Genomic DNA, 20,327 nt, shown 5'->3' on the forward strand with positions numbered 1-20,327 from the left:
AATAAAAGTGATCGAACGCGTAAAATTAAAACAATGTTTTAATTTTAAAGATTCATTGTTTTGAAAGTGTTTATCGGCGCACAAAAAAGGCGGCACATGGCCGCCCTATGGGGTTCGCAGCGATCAGCTCAGCAGCTGAGTGCCAAAAGCGCCCTGCCAGTCCTGCTCAAATTTCTCCACCGCGGCCTGCACCGCCGGCGCCGCCAGGAACTGTTCCGCCACCTCCACCGGCAGCGTGATGGCCTGACAGCCCGCCAGCAGACACTCCAGCGCCTGACGCGGGGTTTTGAAGCTGGCCGCCAGCACCCGGGCGTTGGGCGCATGCAGGCTCAACAGCTGCTGCAGCTCGTGCACCATTTCGATACCGTCGCCGCCCTGCGCGTCGAGACGATTGACGTAAGGCGCCACGTACTCCGCCCCCGCCAGCGCCGCCAGCAGCCCCTGACCGGCGCCGTAGACCGCGGTGCCCAGCGTGGGGATCGACATCGCCTTGAGCTTCTTGATCGCCGCCAATCCTTCGGCGGTCGCCGGGATTTTGACCACCAGCCCCGGCACGCGCTGGCTCAGCAGCGCGGCCTCGGCCACCATGCGTTCCGCGTCGCTGGCCATTACCTGGGCGAACAGCTTCCCGGTGCCGCCCAGGGCGTCGCGCAGCGCGGGCAGCACTTCCCAAATCGGCTTGCCCTCTTTCGCCACAATGCTCGGGTTGGTGGTTACGCCATGCAGCGGCAAAATGCGCGCCAGGCGTTTTACCGCGCTCACGTCGGCGGTATCGAGATAAAGCTCCATCACGGACTCCTGTGTCAGGTTATGTGGGCGGATTCAAACTCTGGTCATCATAGGGTAAAAACCCCGTAAACCTTTGACCAAAATCAATTCAACTTTCATTCGAAATGCCTTTAATGGCGAAAGATTCAGCAACGCGATACGGGTGAACGATGATTTTCAATCTGCAACGCTATTCAACCCATGATGGGCCGGGCATTCGCAGCGTGGTGTTTCTGAAGGGCTGCCCGCTCGCCTGTCGCTGGTGCCAAAACCCGGAAAGCCGTTCGCGCCGAGCGGAGCTGCTGTACGATCCGCGGCTGTGCCTCAGCGGCTGCGCGCTGTGCGCCGAACGCTGTCCGCAAGGCATTCGGCGAACGAACGGCCAACCGCAGCTGCGGCGCGAACGCCTCAGCGCAGCAGACTACGCCGCCCTGGCGGACTGCTGCCCCAGCGGCGCGCTGAGCCTGTGCGGCAGCGCAGTCAACCTCGACGATATCATGGCCGAGGTGCTGCGGGATAAGCCTTTCTACCTGCGCAGCGGAGGTGGCCTGACGCTGTCCGGCGGCGAGCCCTTCCTGCAGCCGGACGTGGCGGCCGCGCTGCTGCGCCGCAGCCGCGAAGCCGGCATTCATACCGCCGTGGGATCCTGCCTGCATATCCCCTGGTCTTATATCGCGCCGGCGCTGCCCTGGCTTGACCTGCTGCTGGCCGACCTGAAACATACCGACCCGGCGCGTTTTCGCCAGTGGACCGGCGGCTCGGCGCGGCGGGTCATGGACAACTTTCGCCGGCTGGCGGCCGAGGGCGTGCGGATGACGGTGCGCGTGCCCTTGATCCCTGACTTCAACGCCGACCCTCAATCGATCCGCTCGATTGTCGACTTCGCCGCCGACCAGATCGGCGTGAAAGAAATCCACTTTTTGCCTTATCACACCTTGGGCATCCACAAATATCAGCTGCTCGGCGAACCCTACCGCGCCGCGCGCGCCCCGCTGGACGCGCCCGAACTGCTGGCCTATGCCGAGCACTACGCCGGCGCCAAGGGCCTGACCGCCATTTTACGAGGATAACGCCATGACCACGTTGGATTTGACTACCCTGACCGAACGCATTCGCGCGCATAAAAACGCGCTGATCCACATCGTCAAACCGCCGGTATGCACCGAACGGGCACAGCACTATACCGAGGTTTACCAGCGGCATCAGGACAAGCCGCTGCCGGTGCGCCGGGCGCTGGCGCTGGCCAATCACCTGGCGAAACGCCAGATTTGGATCGCCAACGATGAGCTGATCGTCGGCAATCAGGCCAGCGAACTGCGCGCCGCGCCGATCTTCCCGGAATATACCGTCAGCTGGATTGAGGACGAGATCGACCGCCTGGCCGATCGTCCCGGCGCCGGCTTCAGGGTCAGCGAGGAAAACAAGGCGGTGTTGCGGCGGATTTGCCCCTGGTGGCGCGGCCAGACGGTGCAGGACCGCTGCTATGGCATGTTCAGCGACGAGCAACAGGCGCTGCTGGCCAGCGGCATCATTAAAGCGGAAGGCAACATGACTTCCGGCGACGCCCACCTGGCGGTCAACTTCCCGCGGCTGCTGGAGCAAGGTCTCGACGGCCTGCGCGACCAGGTGAAGGAACGGCGCGGCCGCCTGCGCCTGACCGACTGGCAGGACCTGCACCAAGAGCAGTTTCTTCAGGCCATCGACATCGTGCTGGCGGCGCTGAGCGAACATATTCTGCGCTTTGCGCACTTGGCGCGCGAGATGGCGCAGCACGAAGCCCGCGGCTGGCGGCGTGCCGAGCTGCTGACCATCGCGGAAAGCTGCGAGTTGATTGCGCACCGGCCGCCGCGCAGCTTCCGGCAGGCGCTGCAGCTGTGCTATTTCATCCAGCTGATGCTGCAGATCGAGTCCAACGGCCATTCGGTGTCGTTCGGCCGCCTCGACCAATATCTGTATCCCTGGTATCGCCGCGACGTGGAGCTGGAGCAAACCCTGCCGCGCGAAGACGCCATCGAGCTGCTGCACGGCTGCTGGCTGAAGCTGCTCGAGGTCAACAAAATCCGTTCCGGTTCGCACTCCAAGGCCTCGGCCGGCAGCCCGCTGTACCAGAACGTCACCATCGGCGGGCAGCGGCTGGTGAACGGCCGCCCCGTCGATGCGGTCAATCCCCTGTCTTACGCCATTCTCGAGTCCTGCGGGCGCCTGCGTTCCACTCAGCCTAACCTCAGCGTGCGCTATCACGCCGGCATGAGCGGCGACTTCCTCGACGCCTGCGTGCAGGTGATCCGCTGCGGCTTCGGCATGCCGGCGTTCAACAACGACGAAATCGTCATCCCCGAATTTATCAAGCTGGGCGTCGAAGCGCAGGACGCCTACGACTATGCCGCCATCGGCTGCATCGAGACCGCGGTCGGCGGCAAATGGGGCTACCGCTGCACCGGCATGAGCTTCATCAACTTCGCCCGGGTGCTGCTGGCGGCGCTGGAACAGGGGCGCGACGCCACCTCCGGCAAAATTTTCCTGCCGCAGGAGCAGGCGTTGTCCAGAGGCAATTTCAGCGACTTCGGGCAGGTGATGGACGCCTGGGACCGACAGATCCGTTACTACACCCGCAAATCAGTCGAGATTGAGTGCGTGGTTGACAGCGTGCTGGAGGAGAACGCGCCGGATATCCTCTGCTCGGCGCTGGTGGACGACTGCATAGAACGCGGCAAAAGCATCAAGCAAGGCGGCGCCAAATACGACTGGGTATCGGGCCTGCAGGTCGGCATCGCCAACCTGGGCAACGGCCTGGCGGCGGTGCGCAGGCTGGTGTTCGAGCAGGGCGTCATCGGCCAGCAACAGCTGGCGGCGGCGCTGGCGAACGATTTTGACGGGCTGGACGGCGAGCGGCTGCGGCTGCGCTTGCTCAACGCCGCGCCCAAATACGGCAACGACGTGGACGAGGTCGACCAACTGCTGGTGCGCGCCTACCGGACTTACATCGAAGAACTGAAGCAGTACCGCAACACCCGCTTCGGCCGGGGGCCGATCGGCGGCGGCTACTATGCCGGCACCTCCTCCATCTCGGCCAACGTGCCGTTCGGCGCGGCCACCCTGGCCACCCCGGACGGCCGCAAGGCGCACGCCCCGCTGGCGGAGGGCGCCAGCCCGGCCTCCGGCACCGACCATCTCGGCCCGACGGCGGTCTTCAACTCGCTGGCCAAGCTGCCGACCGCCGCGATCCTCGGCGGCGTGCTGCTCAATCAGAAGCTGAACCCCGCCACGCTGGACAACCCGCGCGATCGCGAGAAGCTGATGCTGATGTTGCGCACCTTCTTCGAGTCCTATCGCGGGTGGCACGTGCAGTACAATATCGTGTCGCGGGAAACGCTGCTGGCGGCCAGGCAACATCCTGACCAGTATCGTGATTTAGTGGTTCGGGTCGCTGGATATTCCGCGTTCTTTACCGCATTATCCCCTGACGCACAGGATGATATTATTGCGCGAACAGAACATACTATTTAAACAATGAATATTAGCGGCCGCGCATTGGCGGCCGCATCATCAGGCCGATATGAATTCAAGACAACAGACCATTTTGCAGCTGGTTAACGATCGCCGGCGGATCAGCGTCAACGAACTGGCGCGCGCCTCCGGCGTTTCCGAGGTGACCATTCGTCAGGATCTCAACCTGCTCGAGAAACGCAGCTATTTGAAGCGGGTGCACGGTTCCGCCGTGGCGCTGGAAAGCGACGACGTCGACGCCCGCATGATGTCCAACTTCACCCTCAAGCAGCATCTGGCGCAGTACGCCGCTTCGCAGGTCAACGACGGCGAAACCGTGTTTATCGAAAGCGGCAGCGCCAACGCCCTGCTGGCCCGTTATATCGCCGAACGCAAACGCATCACGCTGATCACCGTCAGCCATTACATCGCCAACCTGCTGAAGGAAACCGACTGCGAGGTGATAGTGCTGGGCGGCATGTATCAGAAAAAAAGCGAGACCGTGGTCGGCCCGTTAACGCGGCTGTGCATTCAGCAGGTGCATTTCAACAAGGCGTTTATCGGCATTGACGGCTACCACGCCGAAACCGGCTTTACCGGCCGCGATATGATGCGCGCCGACGTGGTCGGCGCGGTGCTGGCGAAGGGCGTGGAAAATATCGTATTGACCGACTCCAGCAAGTTTGGCCAGATCCAGGCCAACCCGCTGGCGCAGCCGGGGCAGATCAGCCGGGTGATCACCGATTCCCGCCTGCCGCTGGAGTATCAGCACCAGCTGAAACGCCAGGGCGTGCAGCTGGATATGGTGAAAGAGTAGCCGTTACTGGCCGTAATAGGCGTGTTCGCCGTGCTTGCGCAGGTAATGCTTGTCCAGCAGCGTTTGCTGCATGTTCGCCAGCGCAGGCGCCAGTTGCCGGGAAAATATCCCCATATAGGCAACTTCTTCCAGCACCACCGCATTGTGCACCGCGTGGTCCGCATCCGGCCCCCAGGCGAAAGGCCCGTGGGAATGCACCAGCACCGCCGGCACGCTGGCCGGATCCAGGCCGCGTTGCGCAAAGGTTTCGACGATCACCCGCCCGGTTTGCCATTCATAGCGTCCGTTGATTTCGTCATCGCTCATCGGCCGCGTGCAGGGAATGTCGCCGTAGAAATAGTCGGCGTGGGTGGTGCCCCAGGCGGGAATGTCCAGCCCGGCCTGCGCCCAGATGGTGGCGTGGCGCGAATGGGTATGCACGATGCCGCCCGCACCGCTGAACGCCAGGTAGAGCGCGCGGTGGGTATCGCTGTCCGACGAGGGTTTCTTCTCGCCCTCCACCACCTTGCCGCTCTCCAGCTCCACCACCACCATATCGTTGCGGGTCATCGCCTCATAGGCCACGCCCGACGGCTTGATGACCATCAGCCCCTGCCGACGATCGACGGCGCTGACGTTGCCCCAGGTGAAGGTCACCAGATGGTGGCGCGGGAGCGCCAGATTGGCTTCCAGCACCTGTTGTTTAAGATCGTTGAGCATTTGCCTGGTCCCGTTGAAAAACTGTCCGGGAACAATTGTCGACAGGCCGACGGCTGGGCGGTATGGGTTAAATCGCTGAAGACCGCGTTACCTTCTGCTGACTGCGACAGTTTGGCCGGCCGGCGGATTTTAAGACAATTTACCTGTTTATCCGCGCATAGCGGCTTATACTGAATTTGGGCATATTTTGGGCCGTAACTTTTTAATTATTCGGCCTTTAACAAAAAATGCCATTTTTTATATCAATACTGTATGGGAGCCAACAGCAGGCCCGTTTTATGGTTAACGCCTATACTTATAGGGCACTTCCATATAGCCACTGCTAAGGAGAAGTCATTATGATGATTATCAATAAACGTTTCGCCACCGCCGCTCTGGCATTGACCCTGGCGTTTTCACTCAGCGCATGTTCCAACATGTCCAAGCGTGACCGTAACACCGCGATCGGTGCCGGCGCCGGGGCAGTCGGCGGCGCAGTGCTGACCGACGGCAGCGCATTGGGCACCCTGGGTGGGGCCGCCGTTGGGGGTATCATTGGTCATCAGGTGGGTAAATAACCTTACCGGCTAATTTAAAATACCTCTGCCGACAGGCTGGCAAAAGCGCTCGCGCTTTGACGCATTAACCATAATAAAGATTATTTCAGGTCTGTTTTTCATTGAGTCTATGGCTTTTCGCCGTTACGGGTCTCGGCCCGGCAGCTATTACCCTTAAGCCATGCCGCAGCGTTGCACCGCGGCATGGCGCTCCGCCTTAACCGCCCGCCAGCTTGACCTTCATGCCCTTGGCTTCCAGCAGCTGTTTCAGCAGGTCGCGCTTATCGCCCTGGATTTCGATCACGCCATCCTTGACCGAACCGCCGCAGCCGCACTTCTTTTTCAGCTCGGCCGCCAGCTTGTCCAGCGCCGCGTCATCCAGATCCACGCCGGTGATCAGGCATACGCCCTTGCCCTTGCGCCCGCTGGTCTGGCGCTGAAGGCGCACGATGCCGTCGCCCTTGGCGCGCTGCGGCTTGGCCTCTTCCTGTTTGATGCGCCCGCTGTCGGTGGAGTACACCAGGCGGCTGTTGTCGTCGTTCATCGGCTTTCCCCTCAGGCCAGTGACGTGCGGATGGCGCGCAGCGTGGCGGCCGGATCGGCGGATTGGGTGATCGGGCGGCCGATCACCATGTAATCAACGCCGGCGGCCTGCGCCTGCACCGGCGTCATGATGCGGCGCTGATCGCCGGCGGCGCTGCCTTCCGGACGAATGCCCGGCGTCACCAGCTGGAATTGCTGACCACAGGCCGCCTTCAGCCGCTGCGCTTCGTGGGCGGAACACACCACGCCATCCAGACCGCAGTCTCGGGTCAGGCGCGCCAGCCGTTCGGCGTGTTCCGCCGGGCTGACGTCGATGCCGATGCCGCGCAGATCCTCCGCCTCCATGCTGGTCAATACGGTCACGGCTATCAGCAATGGCGCAGCAGAGCCATACGGCAGCAGCGCCTGTTTGGCGGCGGTCATCATGCGCGCACCGCCGCTGGCGTGGACGTTGACCATCCAAACGCCCAGCTCAGCCGCCGCGGCCACCGCGTGCGCGGTGGTGTTGGGAATATCGTGAAACTTCAGATCGAGGAATACCTCGAAACCGCGCGCGTGCAGATCACGCACCAGCTGCGGCCCAAACAGGGTGAACATCTCTTTGCCCACTTTTAACCGGCAGTCCTGCGGATCGATACGGTCGGCGAACGCCAGCGCGGCGTCCCGGTCGGCGTAATCCAGCGCGACGACGATCGGAGATGATTTTAAGTCATTGTTATTAATGTTATTTTCAGACTTCATTTCTTCTACCTTCTATAAAATGGACATAATCAGGGTATAACCCGCCAAACTGACCGCCGCATTCTACATGCCGGCCGGCAGAAATCCCAGCCGCAGCACGCCAGGCGATTAAGTAATGTTAATCCCGGTCTGAGTCATCGAACGTCAGCGAAGGCGCGATGGCGATAACCCAACCAACGTAAAGCGTCGTAAAGACGTGTAAATACTCGATCAGATATTTTGAATGAGATTATCAGCATTATCAGATTTTAAAGCTGCGAAGATGCTTTATTATTCATCACATCGGAAGCGAACGGCTTCCTTCCTAAATGAATAGACTGGAGTCACCCATGAAAAGCATCAAATATTTTGCAGCCGCAACGGCCATCGCCCTGAGCTCTTTCGCCACCCTGGCCGCTGAGCCGGTTAACCTGCAGCAGGCCGACGGCCTGACCGCCGCCGGCGTCGTGTCCGCCGGCCATGCGACCACCCTCAGCGGCCTTGAAGCCAAACTGGCCGCCAAAGCCGACGCGCAAGGCGCCAGCAGCTATCGCATCGTCTCTGCAGGCGGCAACAACATGCTGAGCGGCACCGCGGTTATTTACAAATAAGTTCCCCCTGGTACAGGGCCCGGCACGCCGGGCCCTGCCTGTATTTCTCGCCGCCGATCGCTCAATCCTCCCCCGCCAAAATGTTACATGAATATTAAATTTTTATTACACACTAGACACCCGGTCGCCGGTGGCTTAGCTTGAAGGCATCTTCCCGCAGAAAGGCTTTCAAAATGAGCGAGATATCTACACTAACCATTAAAATTCCTCTGGAACTTAAAGAGAAAATCCGCGCCGCCGCCGCCGACAACGAATTCTCGCTGAGCGCCGAAGTGTGCCAACGGCTGGAAAACAGCTTCGCCGCGCCGAGCAAAGCGGCCAAGAAGCCGGCCGAGCTGCAGCATGACGAGATTGATAATCAGGGTATCGAAGAGCAGAACGAGCAGCCGCTGAGCCAAAAGGAGCTGAAGAAACTGCGTCAGCTGTTGAAGAGCGGCGCCAAGGGCGGCAAGAAGAAGTAATAAAACGCGAACATAATAACGGGGCGAATCTTCGCCCCTTTTTATTGGTTATCGATCGCTACTGCCCGTCCAGGCCGCGGATCGGTTTAACCGATGACCAGGCCCGGCATGACGGGCAATGCCAGTAAAGCGAATGGGCGGTAAAACCGCATTTGTGGCAGCGGTAACGCGGCTTGGTGCGGATCTGTTCGCCGACCATGTCGCGCAGCAGCAGCAGGCTCTCTTTTGCCCGGCCGTCTTCGGCGTCCGCCAGATGGTAATCCATCAGCCGGTAGAATACGCGCATGGTAGGATGGCGCTGCAGCTGACGGTTGATGTACACCTGCACCACGTCGCGCCCCTCATGCTGTTCGATAATCTCCGCCAGCATCAGCTCGGCGGTGGCGCCGGTGTTTTCCTCCACGCAACGCTTGAGGAAGTCGGCCCAATCCTGCTGCTGATTCGGCAGGTGCTGGTAGCACTCGTGCAGCATCGGCAGGGTTTCGCTGACCAGTTCCTTATCCTGGCTCAGCACCCGCTGCAGCAATTCTATCGCCTTGCCATAGTCGTTTTGCGCCATGTATATGCGCCCGAACATGATCGACACGCGCGCGCACTGTTTATCCGCCGCGGCGGCGCGCTTCAACAGGCTCATCGCCTTGTCGAGATCGTCGCTGCCCATCGCCTGCAGCGCCAGCTCACAGTAAAAATGAGCGATCTCGACGCGTTGTTTCTCCTTGCCCAGCTTGACCAGCCGCTCGGCCACGTCGATCGCCTTCAGCCAGTCGCTGGTGGCCTGGTGGATCACCAACAGCTGCTGCAGCGCTGAAATGCGGAAATCTTCTTCGCCAATCAGTTGGCTGAACATATCCTCGGCGCGATCGTACAGGCCGGCGGCCATATAGTCGCGGCCCAGCTGCTGCACCGCCAACAGGCGTTGTTCGAAGGTGAGAGAAGCGCTTTCCATCAGCGCCTGATGGATGCGGATAGCGCGGTCGACTTCGCCGCGCGAACGGAACAGGTTACCCAACGTCAGGTGGGCCTCGACGGTATTGCTGTCCTCTTTCAACATGTCGAGGAACAGGTCGACCGCTTTGTCCTGCTGGTTGGAAAGCAGGAAGTTCACCCCGGCCACGTATTCGCGCGACAGGCGGTTAGCCTCCTGCTGTTTATCCTGCTGAGCACTTCTGCGCCCCATGTACCAACCGTACGCGGCAGCCACAGGCAGCAACAGAAACAGCAGTTCTAACATAGAGGATTATTCCTTGCTGACAACGGGCTGAGCCGCTGGCTCGGCAGGCTGTTCAAGCTGCAGCTCCAGCCTTTTGATTTTGCGTTCGGCGCGCCCCAGCGCAATGCGGGTGCGCAGATAGAACAGGCCGCAAATGATCCAGCCAAGGACAAAACCGGCGCCGAACAGCGCAGCCAGCAAGGTCGAAACGCGATAGTCGCCCTGCGCAATTAAGTAGTTAAAACTCACTACCTGATCGTTATGCGCGCCTAACGTGACGGAAATCACGAAGATCACCAGAACCAACAAAAAAATCAGCAAATATTTCACATTCTTTCCCGCATGCCGAGTTAATCGGATGAACTATGCCAATACGTGGCGTCCCTAACCATTAAGTTAGCATTTCCCATCGTGGCAGGGAAACCCTGCGGCACGATAAAACCACATATCTGCCGGCATATTCGGCAGTAAACGACGCTGCCGCGCAAATTAATGAGAAAGCTTCTCAAAATAGCGGATTTATAACGATATGGGGGCGGCGGAGCGAATTGCAATGGCGGCCAAATGTAAGCGGTTAATGCGGCGCCGTTTCGGCGCCGCAGATAAGTGACACAGTCACAAAATCGTTACTTCTCCGGCTTGCGCGCCGCAATTTCCCGCTGTTCCTGCGGCGGCGGCGCCAATGGCCCGAACCAGCGCTGCGCCAGCCAACAGGCGACGGTGACCAACAGCCAGCTGATCAGCGTCGCCATCGCCAGATCGCGTGGCCAGTGCATGCCCAGCAACAGGCGGCTGCCCATGACGCCGGCCGCCCACAGCATCAGCAGCGCCACGGTTTTATAATGGCGGCGCGGCCACAGCAGCCCCACCCCCAGCAGCGCCCAGGTGGCGGCGAACATCGTATGCCCCGACGGGAAAGCGAAGCCGGTTTCAAACTGCCAGTGCTTGCGCAGCCAGCTCGGCACCAGCGGCTGATCCTGCAGCTGCTCGCCCACCAGCGCGCTGCGCTCCTTGCGGTGCAGCGAATAGAAGTATTTTCCGTCCACGCCGTGATTCTGCTCCAGCCACACCACGAACGGCCGCGGCTCCTGCACCCGATCCTTTATCAGCGATTTGACGCCCTGGCCGATCAATACCGCGGCGGAAAGCAAAATCACCAGGCCGATGGCCGCCTTGAGACGAAAGCGCAGGCACCACAGAAACCAGGCGCTGAGAATGACGCTGGTGAGAACGCCCCAGGGCGAAGTGACGGTTTCCGTGACCCAGTAAAGCCCCCTGAGCAGCCGTTCATTGCCGCCCGGCTGCCATTGCCAGCCGGACACCCACACCGCCAGGGGCATCAACAGCAGCAGCAGAGCGCCGCCCGCGGTGCGTTTCGCTATCTCATACATTCCATTTTTCCTCTGCGTGAATCAGGCTGCAGTGTAACAATGTTGCAATATCGATAACACGCGAAAAATTAAACAGATAAGCAACCTATTGCAATAATAGCCGGCGTTAATACGCCATCTGCTGCTTTGCTGAGCACCGCCGGGCAAGAAGTTGTGGCAAAATAGCCGATAATTAACGAAATAGAGATCGGCGTAGCACGTTTTAGTACTGGTCAGTTCGCTGCACCGGACGTAGGATGCGCAACAATGATTGAATCGGATGCGTTTGTGGAGAGTGACATGCAGCTTAAACGGGTGGCAGAGGCTAAACTGCCGACACCTTGGGGCGACTTCCTGATGGTAGGATTCGAAGAATTGGCGACCGGTCACGACCATCTGGCGTTGGTTTTTGGTGATATTTCTGGCGAAACGCCGGTGCTCGCGCGCGTGCATTCCGAGTGTCTGACCGGCGACGCGTTGTTCAGCCTGCGTTGCGACTGCGGCTTCCAGCTGGAAGCCGCGCTGGAGCACATCGCCGAAGAAGGCCGCGGCATTCTGCTCTACCACCGTCAGGAAGGCCGCAATATCGGCCTGCTGAACAAGATCCGCGCCTATGCCCTGCAGGACAAGGGCGCCGATACCGTGGAAGCCAACCACCAGCTCGGCTTCGCCGCCGACGAACGCGACTTCACCCTGTGCGCCGACATGTTCAAGCTGCTGGGCGTAGACGCGGTGCGTTTGCTGACCAACAACCCGAAAAAGGTTGAGATCCTGACCGAGGCCGGCATCAACATCACCGAGCGCGTGCCGTTGATCGTCGGGCGCAACCCGAAGAACGAGCGTTATCTGGCCACCAAGGCCGCCAAAATGGGTCACCTGCTGGACCAGAAATAACACCGCCGCGGCGGAAACAATCAGGGCGCCTTGCGGCGCCCTTTTTATTGCTTACAGCATTTTCCTGATCACGTAGTGCAGGATGCCGTCGTTCTCGTAGTAAACCAGCTCATTGCCGGTGTCGATGCGGCAGCGGGTGTTGACCACTTCCTGTCGGCCGTCGGCGTAGGTGATGTGCACCGGCACCGTCTGGCCCGGCTGCAGCGTTTGCAGCCCGCTGACGCTGATCCGCTCGTCGCCGCTCAGGCCCAGCGTTTTACGCGTGACGCCCTGCGGGAACTCCAGCGGCAGAATGCCCATGCCGATCAGGTTGGAGCGGTGAATACGTTCGAACGATTCGGCGATCACCACCCGCACCCCCAGCAAGCGCGGCCCCTTCGCCGCCCAGTCGCGGCTGGAGCCGGAGCCGTACTCTTTGCCGGCGATCACCGCCAGCGGCACCTTTTCCTGCTGGTACCGCATGGCGGCGTCATAAATCGACAGCGGGGCCTGCGACGGGATGTGGCGGGTATAACCGCCCTCAACGCCCGGCACCATTTCGTTGCGGATGCGGATATTGGCGAAGGTGCCGCGCATCATCACTTCATGGTTGCCGCGCCGCGAGCCGTAGGAGTTGAAGTCCTGCGGCGCCACGCCGTGCTCGCTGAGATAGCGCCCCGCCGGGCTGTCGTTCTTGATGTTCCCCGCCGGCGAGATGTGGTCGGTGGTCACCGAGTCTGCCAGGATGGCCAGAATGCGCGCGTCCTTGATGTCCCGCACCGGATCCGGCTGCACTTTCATGGTGCTGAAGAACGGCGGATGACGAATGTAGGTGGAGTCATCCTGCCACTGATAGGTCGCCGAACCGGTCACCTGGATAGACTGCCAGTTGGCGTCGCCATCGAACACCTCGCCATATTCCTTGTGGAACATCTCGGTGCGCACCTCTTCCACCGCCTGAGCGATGTCCTTGCTGCTCGGCCAGATATCTTTCAGGAACACCGGCTGACCGTCGTTACCCTCGCCCAGCGGCTCCGCGGTGAGGTCTATCTTCATGCTGCCCGCCAGCGCGTAGGCCACCACCAGCGGCGGCGAGGCCAGCCAGTTGGTTTTCACCAGCGGATGGATGCGGCCTTCGAAGTTACGGTTGCCGGACAACACCGCGCCCACGGTCAGATCGCCCTCTTTAATCGCCTGTTCGATCGGATCCGGCAGCGGCCCGGAGTTACCGATACAGGTGGTGCAGCCGTAACCCACCAGGTTAAAGCCGAGCTCTTCCAGATAGGCCGTCAGTTTGGCGCTGTCGAAATAGTCGGTTACCACCTTGGAACCCGGCGCCAGCGAGGTTTTGACCCATGGCTTGGTGCGCAGGCCCTTTTTGACCGCGTTTTTCGCCAGCAGCCCGGCCGCCATCATTACGCTCGGGTTGGAGGTGTTGGTACAAGAGGTGATGGCGGCAATCACGACCGCGCCGTTGTGCAACTCATGCTGCCGGCCATCCAGGGTAAAGGTTTTGCTTTCGGCCTTGGCCTGCTGGCCGCCGATGTCCAGCTCGGTCGCCGCCTGGAACGCCTGCGGCACATTTGGCAGCGCCACGCGATCCTGCGGGCGTTTCGGGCCCGCCAGGCTGGCTTCCACCGTCGACATATCCAACGCCAGCGAGCTGGTAAACACCGGTTCGTCGCCCGGGTTGCGCCACATGCCCTGCGCCTTGGCGTAGGCTTCCACCAGCGCGATTTGCTCTTCGCTGCGGCCGCTGAGCTTCATATAGCCCAGGGTGACGTCATCCACCGGGAAGAAGCCGCAGGTAGCGCCGAACTCCGGCGACATGTTGGCGATGGTCGCCCGGTCCGCCAGCGGCAGATCGGCCAGGCCGTCGCCGTAGAATTCGACAAACTTGCCGACGACCCCGTGCTTGCGCAGCATTTGGGTGACGGTCAACACCAGGTCGGTGGCGGTGATGCCTTCGCTGAGCTTGCCGGTCAGCTTGAAGCCGACCACGTCGGGGATCAGCATCGACACCGGCTGGCCCAGCATCGCCGCTTCGGCTTCGATGCCGCCCACGCCCCAGCCGAGAATGCCCAGGCCGTTGATCATGGTGGTATGGGAGTCGGTGCCCACCAGGGTATCCGGATAGGCGATGCGTCGGCCGCTTTCGTCGCTGTGCCAGACGGTCTGGCCGAGGTATTCCAGGTTCACCTGGTGGCAGATGCCGGTACCCGGCGGCACCACGCGGAAGCGGTTGAAGGCTTTTTGCCCCCAGCGCAGGAAGGTGTAACGTTCATGATTGCGCTGCATTTCGATGCGCACGTTTTCTTCAAAGGCGTCGTCGTCGCCGAACTCGTCGACGGTGACCGAGTGGTCAATCACCAGATCCACCGGCGACAACGGATTCACCTGGTCGACGTTGCCGCCGAGGCGCTGCACCGCTTCGCGCATCGCCGCCAGATCCACCACCGCCGGCACGCCGGTAAAGTCCTGCATCAGTACGCGCGCCGGGCGGTAGGCAATCTCGCGGTCGGCATGGCCGCTTTGCAGCCAACCGACGATGGCTTTCAGGTCGTCAACCTGCACGGTGTCGCCATCCACATGGCGCAGCAGGTTTTCCAACAGCACTTTCATTGATTTGGGCAGCCGGTCGATATCCCCCAACTGCTTCGCCGCCAGCGGCAAGCTGTAATAGTAATACTCGCTATTCAGCGCAACCAGCTTATCCATACTCGCTTCACTAAGATCGGACGACATAGCTCCTCCATTTCTTATTATGACTAAAACAGGGTAATCACTGAGGTCTTGTTTAAAGATACCACAAAGAGGCATTAACGTTTTGATAACAACACGTTTTGATCAGAACGATAGGTGGAAACAATCAGGGACGGGGAAGTTGCTGTCTGGCCAAAGGGTTAGATTCAACGCGGGCCGTCGGCACAAAAAGCGGCAAGGATGATTGCTCGCGTCCGCCGTCATCAAACCGCTCGCTTTAGCTGCGCGCCAGAGAACGCAGTATCCGCCGGATGAGGACCATTAAAATAAGGGCGATAACGGCGGACACACCCAATTTAATGAGGATGACGGCGGTATCGTAGTTGTTCATTGACACTTCACCGTCACCGCTGATTTCTATGTTATTGGATACGAAACCGTTGCAAACGCCATCGGGGAGGAAGAACAACAGAAGGAGGGTTAACCATAAAAACAAGACGATCCACAGGCTCTTTTTCATCGTGATACCACACAATTACTGTAGTCAGGCGCACCCCGAACATTCCATAGATCCTTACCGAGAGCCTCTAGCCGATTACGCATACTGCTTAATGGGCGATCCACAATCCAGTACTGGCCAGGCGGTAACGCCACCTTTTCCCTGAATGAGCAGTGGTGTAGTCGAGCCTGCATATCTGCATAACATTGGATTTCCCTATTCAATTTGTTTGGCCGCTCTGGAGTATGCCTGGCTGCAAACGTATTGAAAACAAGGGAAGTGTTTTTCAGGATGATCCTGAGAAACGTCAGAACTAACCGATTTCTGCCCCAAACGAAAACAGGAGAGGTTTGCCCTCTCCTGTGTTGTGAGCGGATAGCGATTTACCGGCTTACTTGCTCGGCAGCTTGATGTCCTTGAACATCAGTTCGATCTCTTCGTTGGAGCGCAACGCCACGGCGTTGTCGACCACGTCGCGCGTCAGGTGCGGAGCGAAACGCTGGATGAAATCATACATGTAGCTGCGCAGGAAGGTGCTGCGGCGGAAACCGATCTTGGTGGTGCTGTAGGTAAAGATATCGCGCGCATCTACCGTTACCAGATCCGGATCCTGCACCGGGTCCACCGCCATGCTGGCGATGACCCCCACCCCCAATCCCAGGCGAACGTAGGTTTTAATCACGTCGGCGTCGGTGGCGGTGAAGACGATGCGCGGCGTCAGGCCGGCGCGGTTGAACGCGGTGTCCAGCTCCGAGCGGCCGGTAAAGCCGAAGGTATAGGTGACGATCGGGTAAGCGGCCAGCTCTTCAATGGTAATGTGACTTTTGCCGGCCAACGGATGATCGGGCTTCACTACCACCGCGCGATTCCAGTGGTAGCACGGCAGCATGATTAAATCGTCATACAGGTGCAGCGCTTCGGTGGCGATGGCGAAATCGGCGGTGCCTTTGGAAACCGCTTCGGCAATCTGCGTCGGCGAGCCCTGATGCATGTGCAGCGACACGCGCGGATAGCGCTCGATAAAGCCTTTGATCACGTTAGGCAAGGCGTAGCGCGCCTGGGTGTGCGTGGTGGCGACGTACAGCGAGCCCTTATCCGGGTAGGTGTGCTCGCCGGCGACAGCTTTGATCGCATCCACCTTGGACAGCACTTCGCGCGCAATGCGGATTATTTCCTGGCCAGCCGGGGTAACCTGGGTCAGGTGCTTGCCGCTGCGGGCAAAAATCTGGATGCCCAGCTCATCCTCCAGCATGCGCACCTGTTTACTGATGCCGGGTTGCGAGGTGTAAAGCCCTTCTGCCGTCGAGGAGACATTCAGGTTGTGGTTAACCACTTCCACGATGTAACGAAGCTGCTGCAATTTCATATCTTATACCATCCTAGGTTAAACACTGCGGCTTACCCGCAGCCAGGTATATCGGTGTCGCCCCGGTATGCTGAAAGTAACAAGCCTTAAACACAGTGTTTCACCCAGATGCTGAAGAAAACGCCGTCGTTAATAAGCTTTAATCATAAAAAAACTTTTTATATAACCACTATATCACGCCGCAGCTTCAAGTATAGATCCGCGTCACACTATGATAACGATTATTTTGCATTGCTATCAACGTGAAACCCAGCCCCCTGTGGACCAAAAGCAGCAAAGGATAGATCCCTTTTCGGAGTTTCTTCAACAAAAAACCAGCCCGGGGGCTGGTTTTCGATTGTTGCATTCAGGCTGCAAAGTTACTTTTTGCCTTCGACCCACTTGCCGTCCACGTAGAAAGCGGACCAGCCGGTGGCCTTGCCGTCCTTCTCCGAAGAGACGTATTGCTGCTTGGTCTTGCGGCTGAAGCGCACCATGGTTTTATTGCCTTCGGCATCCGCCACCGGCGCATCCGCCAGATAGCGCAGCTTCTCCGGCAAGCGATCCTTGAAGCGGGCCAGCTCTTCCACCAGCGGCGCGCGGGTTTCGCGCGATTTAGGGAAGGTGTTGGCCGCCAGGAATACGCCGGCGGCGCCGTCGCGCAGCACAAAGTACGCGTCGGACTTCTCGCACGGCAGCTCCGGCAACGGCACCGGATCCTCCTTCGGCGGCGCAACGTCGCCGTTACGCAGGATCTTGCGGGTGTTTTTGCAGTTTTCGTTGGTGCAGCCCATGTACTTGCCGAAACGCCCCATTTTCAGGTGCATTTCAGAACCGCACTTGTCGCACTCGACCACCGGGCCGTCATAGCCTTTCAGGCGGAACTCGCCCTCTTCGATCTCGTAACCGTCACACGCCGGGTTGTTGCCGCAGACGTGCAGCTTGCGCTGGTTGTCGATCAGGTAGCTGTCCATCGCCGTGCCGCATTTCTGGCAGCGGCGACGGGCGCGCAACGCGTTGGTTTCCGCATCGTCGCCTTCGAGGATGTTGAGCACTTCCGCTTCCGGCACCAGGTTGATGGTGGTTTTGCAGCGCTCCTTCGGCGGCAGCGCATAGCCGGAACAGCCGAGGAACACGCCGGTGCTGGCGGTGCGAATGCCCATCTTGCGACCGCAGGTCGGGCAGTCGATGCTGGTCATCACCATCTGGTTCGGGCGCATGCCGCCCTCTTCGGGATCCTTTTCCGCCGTACCCAGCTGTTCGCTGAAGTCGACGAAGAACTCGTCCAGCACCGCTTTCCACTCGGCGTGGTTGTTCGCGACCTGATCCAGGCCGTCTTCCATGCGCGCGGTGAAATCGTAATTCATCAGCTCGCGGAAGTTTTCCTCCAGGCGGTCGGTAACGATTTCACCCATTTTCTCGGCGTAGAAACGGCGGCTTTCCACCCGCACATAGCCACGATCCTGGATGGTGGAAATGATCGACGCGTAGGTCGACGGGCGGCCGATGCCGCGTTTTTCCAACTCTTTCACCAGCGAAGCTTCGCTGTAACGCGCCGGCGGCTTGGTGAAGTGCTGGCTTGGGATCAGCTTTTGCAGTTCCAGCTCGCTGCCGACTTCAACAAACGGCAGCGTGCGGTCTTCATCGCCCTTGCGCAGCGCGGGCATCACCTTGGTCCAACCGTCGAAACGCAGCGTGCGGCCCTTGGCGCGCAGCTGGTAATCGCCGGCCTTGACCGACAGCGTTGTGGAATCGTACTGCGCCGGCGTCATCTGACAGGCGACGAACTGACGCCAGATCAGCTGATACAGCTTCTGCGCGTCCGCTTCCATATCTTTCAGTTGCTCGGCGAGCACGTTCACATCCGAAGGACGAATGGCTTCGTGCGCTTCCTGCGAGTTTTCCTTGCTGCTGTACTGATTCGGCGCTTTCGGCAGGTACTTGGCGCCGAAGTTGTCGCCGATGTAGCCACGCACCATGTTGAGCGCATCCTGGCTCAGGTTGGTGGAGTCGGTACGCATGTAGGTAATGTGGCCGGCTTCATACAGCCGCTGGGCCATCATCATGGTTTTCTTCACGCCGAAGCTCAGGCGGGTACTGGCGGCCTGTTGCAGCGTGGAGGTAATGAACGGCGCGCCCGGCTTGCTGCTGGTCGGTTTGTCTTCGCGATCCAGCACGGTATAGCGGGCTTTCTCCAGCAGCTTGACGGCGGCGTGGGTCTGCTCGCGATTAACCGGTTTGAACGGCTTGTCGTGGGCGTGCGTCACTTCCATCTGCAGCGCGGTATCGCCTTTCGCCAGCAGATCGGCGTGCAGCTCCCAGTATTCTTCCGGCACGAACGCCTTGATGTCGCGCTCGCGCTCCACCACCAGACGCACGGCCACCGACTGGACTCGCCCGGCGGACAGGCCACGGGCGATTTTTTTCCACAGCAGCGGAGAGACCATGTAACCCACTACGCGGTCCATAAAGCGGCGCGCCTGCTGTGCGTTGACGCGGTCGATGTTCAGCTCGCCCGGCTGTTTGAACGCCTGCTGGATCGCGTTTTTGGTGATTTCGTTAAACACCACGCGGCTAAAACGCTTGTCGTCCCCGCCGATCACTTCCCGCAGGTGCCAGGCGATGGCTTCCCCTTCGCGGTCAAGGTCGGTTGCGAGATAAATATGGTCGGCGTTTTCCGCTAACGATTTTAACTCGGCGACAACTTTTTCTTTGCCCGGCAGGATTTCGTAATGCGCTTTCCAGCCGTGATAAGGATCGACGCCCATACGATTGACCAGCGCCGTCTTCTCATCTTTTTTAACTTTCTTCTTGGCTTTGTCTTCGGATGAGTCAGCGCTCTTTTTGCTGGCTGAGCCACTGGTCGGCAAATCGCGGATATGACCGACGCTGGACTTCACCACGTAGTCATTGCCTAAGTATTTATTAATAGTTTTGGCTTTTGCCGGGGACTCAACTATTACGAGAGCTTTACCCATATTTACCTTTACCTAATTTATTTCTTCTAAAAAGAAGTCTTTTATCTCGCCGTGCCGCGGCAATTCGTGTCTCTTTTTTATATTGCGGCAGTCTGGCAAGAGATCAACAGGTTTTTTTCTTTTGGCTGACTGATTGCTCAACCTGAACGCAAGTTGTTGATCCTGCCCGCTATTCACCCATGCCCCAGAAGTATGGCCGGGTGAAACTCATTCATGGCGTAAACAAAACCTTCCACCCGACGCCGCAAAATCCCACACTGTACCTGATAAAAAGCGTCACGCAACCTAATTAGCACGGAAAGACGGATTTCGCCAACTGGCCGCTGACGCTGGCCATCCAGACGGCAAATAAACCTTAGTAGGTTTGCGGATAAATGCGAACCGGCGTTAGAATATGCACAGAATTTATGTTTGGAGTGTAATAAATGCGCACTAATACCTCACCCATCACTCGTGAAGCCCTGCTGGCGGAAGCAAATAACCTCATTCGTCAACATGAAGATTATCTGCACGGCATGCTCGCCACCGACGTTGAACAAAAAGGCAGCGTTTTAGTTTTCCGCGGCGAATTCTTTTTGGACGCGGATGGATTGCCTACCGCCAAAACCACCGCAGTATTTAATATGTTTAAACATTTGGCCCACCTGCTTTCCGAAAAATATCACCTGGTCGATGAGAAATAAAAAACGGGGGCGCCTGGCCCCCGCA

General features: G+C 59.2%; 19 protein-coding genes. 8 read left to right on the forward strand and 11 right to left on the reverse strand.

Going from position 1 to position 20,327, the window contains the following annotated elements; genetic code table 11:
* Nucleotides 1-123: 123 nt before the first annotated feature.
* Entirely contained in the window at nucleotides 124-789 is a 666-nt protein-coding gene (gene fsa, locus D7I37_RS21265; RefSeq protein WP_061795116.1) for a fructose-6-phosphate aldolase, read from the reverse strand.
* A 149-nt stretch (nucleotides 790-938) separates the two neighbouring features.
* Here fsa and D7I37_RS21270 point away from each other — a divergent pair, with 149 nt between their 5' ends.
* From D7I37_RS21270 to D7I37_RS21280, 3 genes are read left to right on the forward strand one after another with little or no spacing between them, the layout of a single operon-like run.
* A complete protein-coding gene (locus tag D7I37_RS21270; RefSeq protein ID WP_061795115.1) occupies nucleotides 939-1,838 on the forward strand; it encodes a glycyl-radical enzyme activating protein in 900 nt (299 codons plus the stop codon).
* Between the two features lie 4 nt (nucleotides 1,839-1,842).
* Nucleotides 1,843-4,275, forward strand: coding sequence for a formate C-acetyltransferase/glycerol dehydratase family glycyl radical enzyme (locus tag D7I37_RS21275; protein WP_129544310.1), 2,433 nt, complete (start codon nucleotides 1,843-1,845; stop codon nucleotides 4,273-4,275).
* Between the two features lie 49 nt (nucleotides 4,276-4,324).
* Nucleotides 4,325-5,071, forward strand: a complete 747-nt coding sequence (locus D7I37_RS21280) for a DNA-binding transcriptional regulator YciT (protein WP_061795113.1) — start codon at nucleotides 4,325-4,327, stop codon at nucleotides 5,069-5,071.
* A 3-nt stretch (nucleotides 5,072-5,074) separates the two neighbouring features.
* Here the strand turns inward: D7I37_RS21280 and araD are convergent, their stop codons facing one another.
* Nucleotides 5,075-5,770: an L-ribulose-5-phosphate 4-epimerase gene (gene araD, locus D7I37_RS21285; protein ID WP_061795112.1), complete on the reverse strand. Its 696-nt coding sequence runs from the start codon at nucleotides 5,768-5,770 to the stop codon at nucleotides 5,075-5,077.
* A 338-nt stretch (nucleotides 5,771-6,108) separates the two neighbouring features.
* Here araD and osmB point away from each other — a divergent pair, with 338 nt between their 5' ends.
* The gene (osmB, locus tag D7I37_RS21290; protein ID WP_004945176.1) at nucleotides 6,109-6,327 is read left to right on the forward strand and encodes an osmotically-inducible lipoprotein OsmB; all 219 of its coding nucleotides are present in this window, start codon (nucleotides 6,109-6,111) and stop codon (nucleotides 6,325-6,327) included.
* 196 nt (nucleotides 6,328-6,523) lie between these two features.
* Here osmB and yciH read toward each other — a convergent pair whose 3' ends face one another.
* Nucleotides 6,524-6,850 carry a stress response translation initiation inhibitor YciH gene (yciH, locus tag D7I37_RS21295; protein WP_061795111.1) on the reverse strand — a complete coding sequence of 109 codons (327 nt, stop codon included), beginning with the start codon at nucleotides 6,848-6,850 and terminating at the stop codon, nucleotides 6,524-6,526.
* 11 nt (nucleotides 6,851-6,861) lie between these two features.
* Nucleotides 6,862-7,590, reverse strand: a complete 729-nt coding sequence (gene pyrF, locus D7I37_RS21300) for an orotidine-5'-phosphate decarboxylase (RefSeq protein WP_095097763.1) — start codon at nucleotides 7,588-7,590, stop codon at nucleotides 6,862-6,864.
* 329 nt (nucleotides 7,591-7,919) lie between these two features.
* Between pyrF and D7I37_RS21305 the strand changes: the two genes are divergently transcribed.
* Complete coding sequence (locus D7I37_RS21305) at nucleotides 7,920-8,180, forward strand: YdgH/BhsA/McbA-like domain containing protein (RefSeq protein ID WP_061795109.1); 261 nt, start codon at nucleotides 7,920-7,922, stop codon at nucleotides 8,178-8,180.
* Between the two features lie 173 nt (nucleotides 8,181-8,353).
* Nucleotides 8,354-8,641 (forward strand): Arc family DNA-binding protein, encoded by a 288-nt coding sequence (locus D7I37_RS21310; RefSeq protein WP_061795108.1) that lies wholly within the window; start codon nucleotides 8,354-8,356, stop codon nucleotides 8,639-8,641.
* A gap of 58 nt (nucleotides 8,642-8,699) precedes the next feature.
* On the opposite strand, the gene lapB is transcribed toward D7I37_RS21310, so the two are convergent.
* The 3 genes from lapB to pgpB form a co-directional block, all read right to left on the reverse strand.
* Nucleotides 8,700-9,872 carry a lipopolysaccharide assembly protein LapB gene (gene lapB / locus D7I37_RS21315; protein ID WP_129544311.1) on the reverse strand — a complete coding sequence of 391 codons (1,173 nt, stop codon included), beginning with the start codon at nucleotides 9,870-9,872 and terminating at the stop codon, nucleotides 8,700-8,702.
* Between the two features lie 6 nt (nucleotides 9,873-9,878).
* Complete coding sequence (locus tag D7I37_RS21320; protein WP_061795106.1) at nucleotides 9,879-10,181, reverse strand: LapA family protein; 303 nt, start codon at nucleotides 10,179-10,181, stop codon at nucleotides 9,879-9,881.
* Between the two features lie 296 nt (nucleotides 10,182-10,477).
* Nucleotides 10,478-11,242 (reverse strand): phosphatidylglycerophosphatase B, encoded by a 765-nt coding sequence (pgpB, locus tag D7I37_RS21325; protein ID WP_129544312.1) that lies wholly within the window; start codon nucleotides 11,240-11,242, stop codon nucleotides 10,478-10,480.
* 279 nt (nucleotides 11,243-11,521) lie between these two features.
* Between pgpB and ribA the strand changes: the two genes are divergently transcribed.
* Nucleotides 11,522-12,115 (forward strand): GTP cyclohydrolase II, encoded by a 594-nt coding sequence (gene ribA, locus D7I37_RS21330; protein WP_061795104.1) that lies wholly within the window; start codon nucleotides 11,522-11,524, stop codon nucleotides 12,113-12,115.
* A gap of 51 nt (nucleotides 12,116-12,166) precedes the next feature.
* On the opposite strand, the gene acnA is transcribed toward ribA, so the two are convergent.
* The 4 genes from acnA to topA form a co-directional block, all read right to left on the reverse strand.
* The gene (acnA, locus tag D7I37_RS21335) at nucleotides 12,167-14,839 is read right to left on the reverse strand and encodes an aconitate hydratase AcnA (RefSeq protein ID WP_095097766.1); all 2,673 of its coding nucleotides are present in this window, start codon (nucleotides 14,837-14,839) and stop codon (nucleotides 12,167-12,169) included.
* A gap of 235 nt (nucleotides 14,840-15,074) precedes the next feature.
* A complete protein-coding gene (locus D7I37_RS21340; RefSeq protein WP_129544313.1) occupies nucleotides 15,075-15,317 on the reverse strand; it encodes a hypothetical protein in 243 nt (80 codons plus the stop codon).
* A gap of 370 nt (nucleotides 15,318-15,687) precedes the next feature.
* Nucleotides 15,688-16,662: an HTH-type transcriptional regulator CysB gene (gene cysB / locus D7I37_RS21345; RefSeq protein ID WP_061795101.1), complete on the reverse strand. Its 975-nt coding sequence runs from the start codon at nucleotides 16,660-16,662 to the stop codon at nucleotides 15,688-15,690.
* Nucleotides 16,663-17,021: 359 nt separating this feature from the next.
* Nucleotides 17,022-19,619 carry a type I DNA topoisomerase gene (gene topA / locus D7I37_RS21350; protein ID WP_061795100.1) on the reverse strand — a complete coding sequence of 866 codons (2,598 nt, stop codon included), beginning with the start codon at nucleotides 19,617-19,619 and terminating at the stop codon, nucleotides 17,022-17,024.
* Nucleotides 19,620-20,044: 425 nt separating this feature from the next.
* On the opposite strand from topA, the gene D7I37_RS21355 reads away from it, so the two are divergent.
* Nucleotides 20,045-20,302 carry a YciN family protein gene (locus D7I37_RS21355; protein ID WP_061795099.1) on the forward strand — a complete coding sequence of 86 codons (258 nt, stop codon included), beginning with the start codon at nucleotides 20,045-20,047 and terminating at the stop codon, nucleotides 20,300-20,302.
* Nucleotides 20,303-20,327: the final 25 nt, after the last annotated feature.

The sequence above is a fragment of the Serratia sp. 1D1416 genome, from assembly GCF_003641105.1.
In the GTDB taxonomy this organism is placed as follows: domain Bacteria; phylum Pseudomonadota; class Gammaproteobacteria; order Enterobacterales; family Enterobacteriaceae; genus Serratia; species Serratia ficaria.

Coding starts and splice junctions, on each gene's coding strand:
- fsa (WP_061795116.1), bottom strand. CDS start 789: ATGGAGCTTTATCTCGATACCGCCGACGTGAGCGCGGTAAAACGCCTG.
- D7I37_RS21270 (WP_061795115.1), top strand. CDS start 939: ATGATTTTCAATCTGCAACGCTATTCAACCCATGATGGGCCGGGCATT.
- D7I37_RS21275 (WP_129544310.1), top strand. CDS start 1,843: ATGACCACGTTGGATTTGACTACCCTGACCGAACGCATTCGCGCGCAT.
- D7I37_RS21280 (WP_061795113.1), top strand. CDS start 4,325: ATGAATTCAAGACAACAGACCATTTTGCAGCTGGTTAACGATCGCCGG.
- araD (WP_061795112.1), bottom strand. CDS start 5,770: ATGCTCAACGATCTTAAACAACAGGTGCTGGAAGCCAATCTGGCGCTC.
- osmB (WP_004945176.1), top strand. CDS start 6,109: ATGATGATTATCAATAAACGTTTCGCCACCGCCGCTCTGGCATTGACC.
- yciH (WP_061795111.1), bottom strand. CDS start 6,850: ATGAACGACGACAACAGCCGCCTGGTGTACTCCACCGACAGCGGGCGC.
- pyrF (WP_095097763.1), bottom strand. CDS start 7,590: ATGAAGTCTGAAAATAACATTAATAACAATGACTTAAAATCATCTCCG.
- D7I37_RS21305 (WP_061795109.1), top strand. CDS start 7,920: ATGAAAAGCATCAAATATTTTGCAGCCGCAACGGCCATCGCCCTGAGC.
- D7I37_RS21310 (WP_061795108.1), top strand. CDS start 8,354: ATGAGCGAGATATCTACACTAACCATTAAAATTCCTCTGGAACTTAAA.
- lapB (WP_129544311.1), bottom strand. CDS start 9,872: ATGTTAGAACTGCTGTTTCTGTTGCTGCCTGTGGCTGCCGCGTACGGT.
- pgpB (WP_129544312.1), bottom strand. CDS start 11,242: ATGTATGAGATAGCGAAACGCACCGCGGGCGGCGCTCTGCTGCTGCTG.
- ribA (WP_061795104.1), top strand. CDS start 11,522: ATGCAGCTTAAACGGGTGGCAGAGGCTAAACTGCCGACACCTTGGGGC.
- acnA (WP_095097766.1), bottom strand. CDS start 14,839: ATGTCGTCCGATCTTAGTGAAGCGAGTATGGATAAGCTGGTTGCGCTG.
- D7I37_RS21340 (WP_129544313.1), bottom strand. CDS start 15,317: ATGAAAAAGAGCCTGTGGATCGTCTTGTTTTTATGGTTAACCCTCCTT.
- cysB (WP_061795101.1), bottom strand. CDS start 16,662: ATGAAATTGCAGCAGCTTCGTTACATCGTGGAAGTGGTTAACCACAAC.
- topA (WP_061795100.1), bottom strand. CDS start 19,619: ATGGGTAAAGCTCTCGTAATAGTTGAGTCCCCGGCAAAAGCCAAAACT.
- D7I37_RS21355 (WP_061795099.1), top strand. CDS start 20,045: ATGCGCACTAATACCTCACCCATCACTCGTGAAGCCCTGCTGGCGGAA.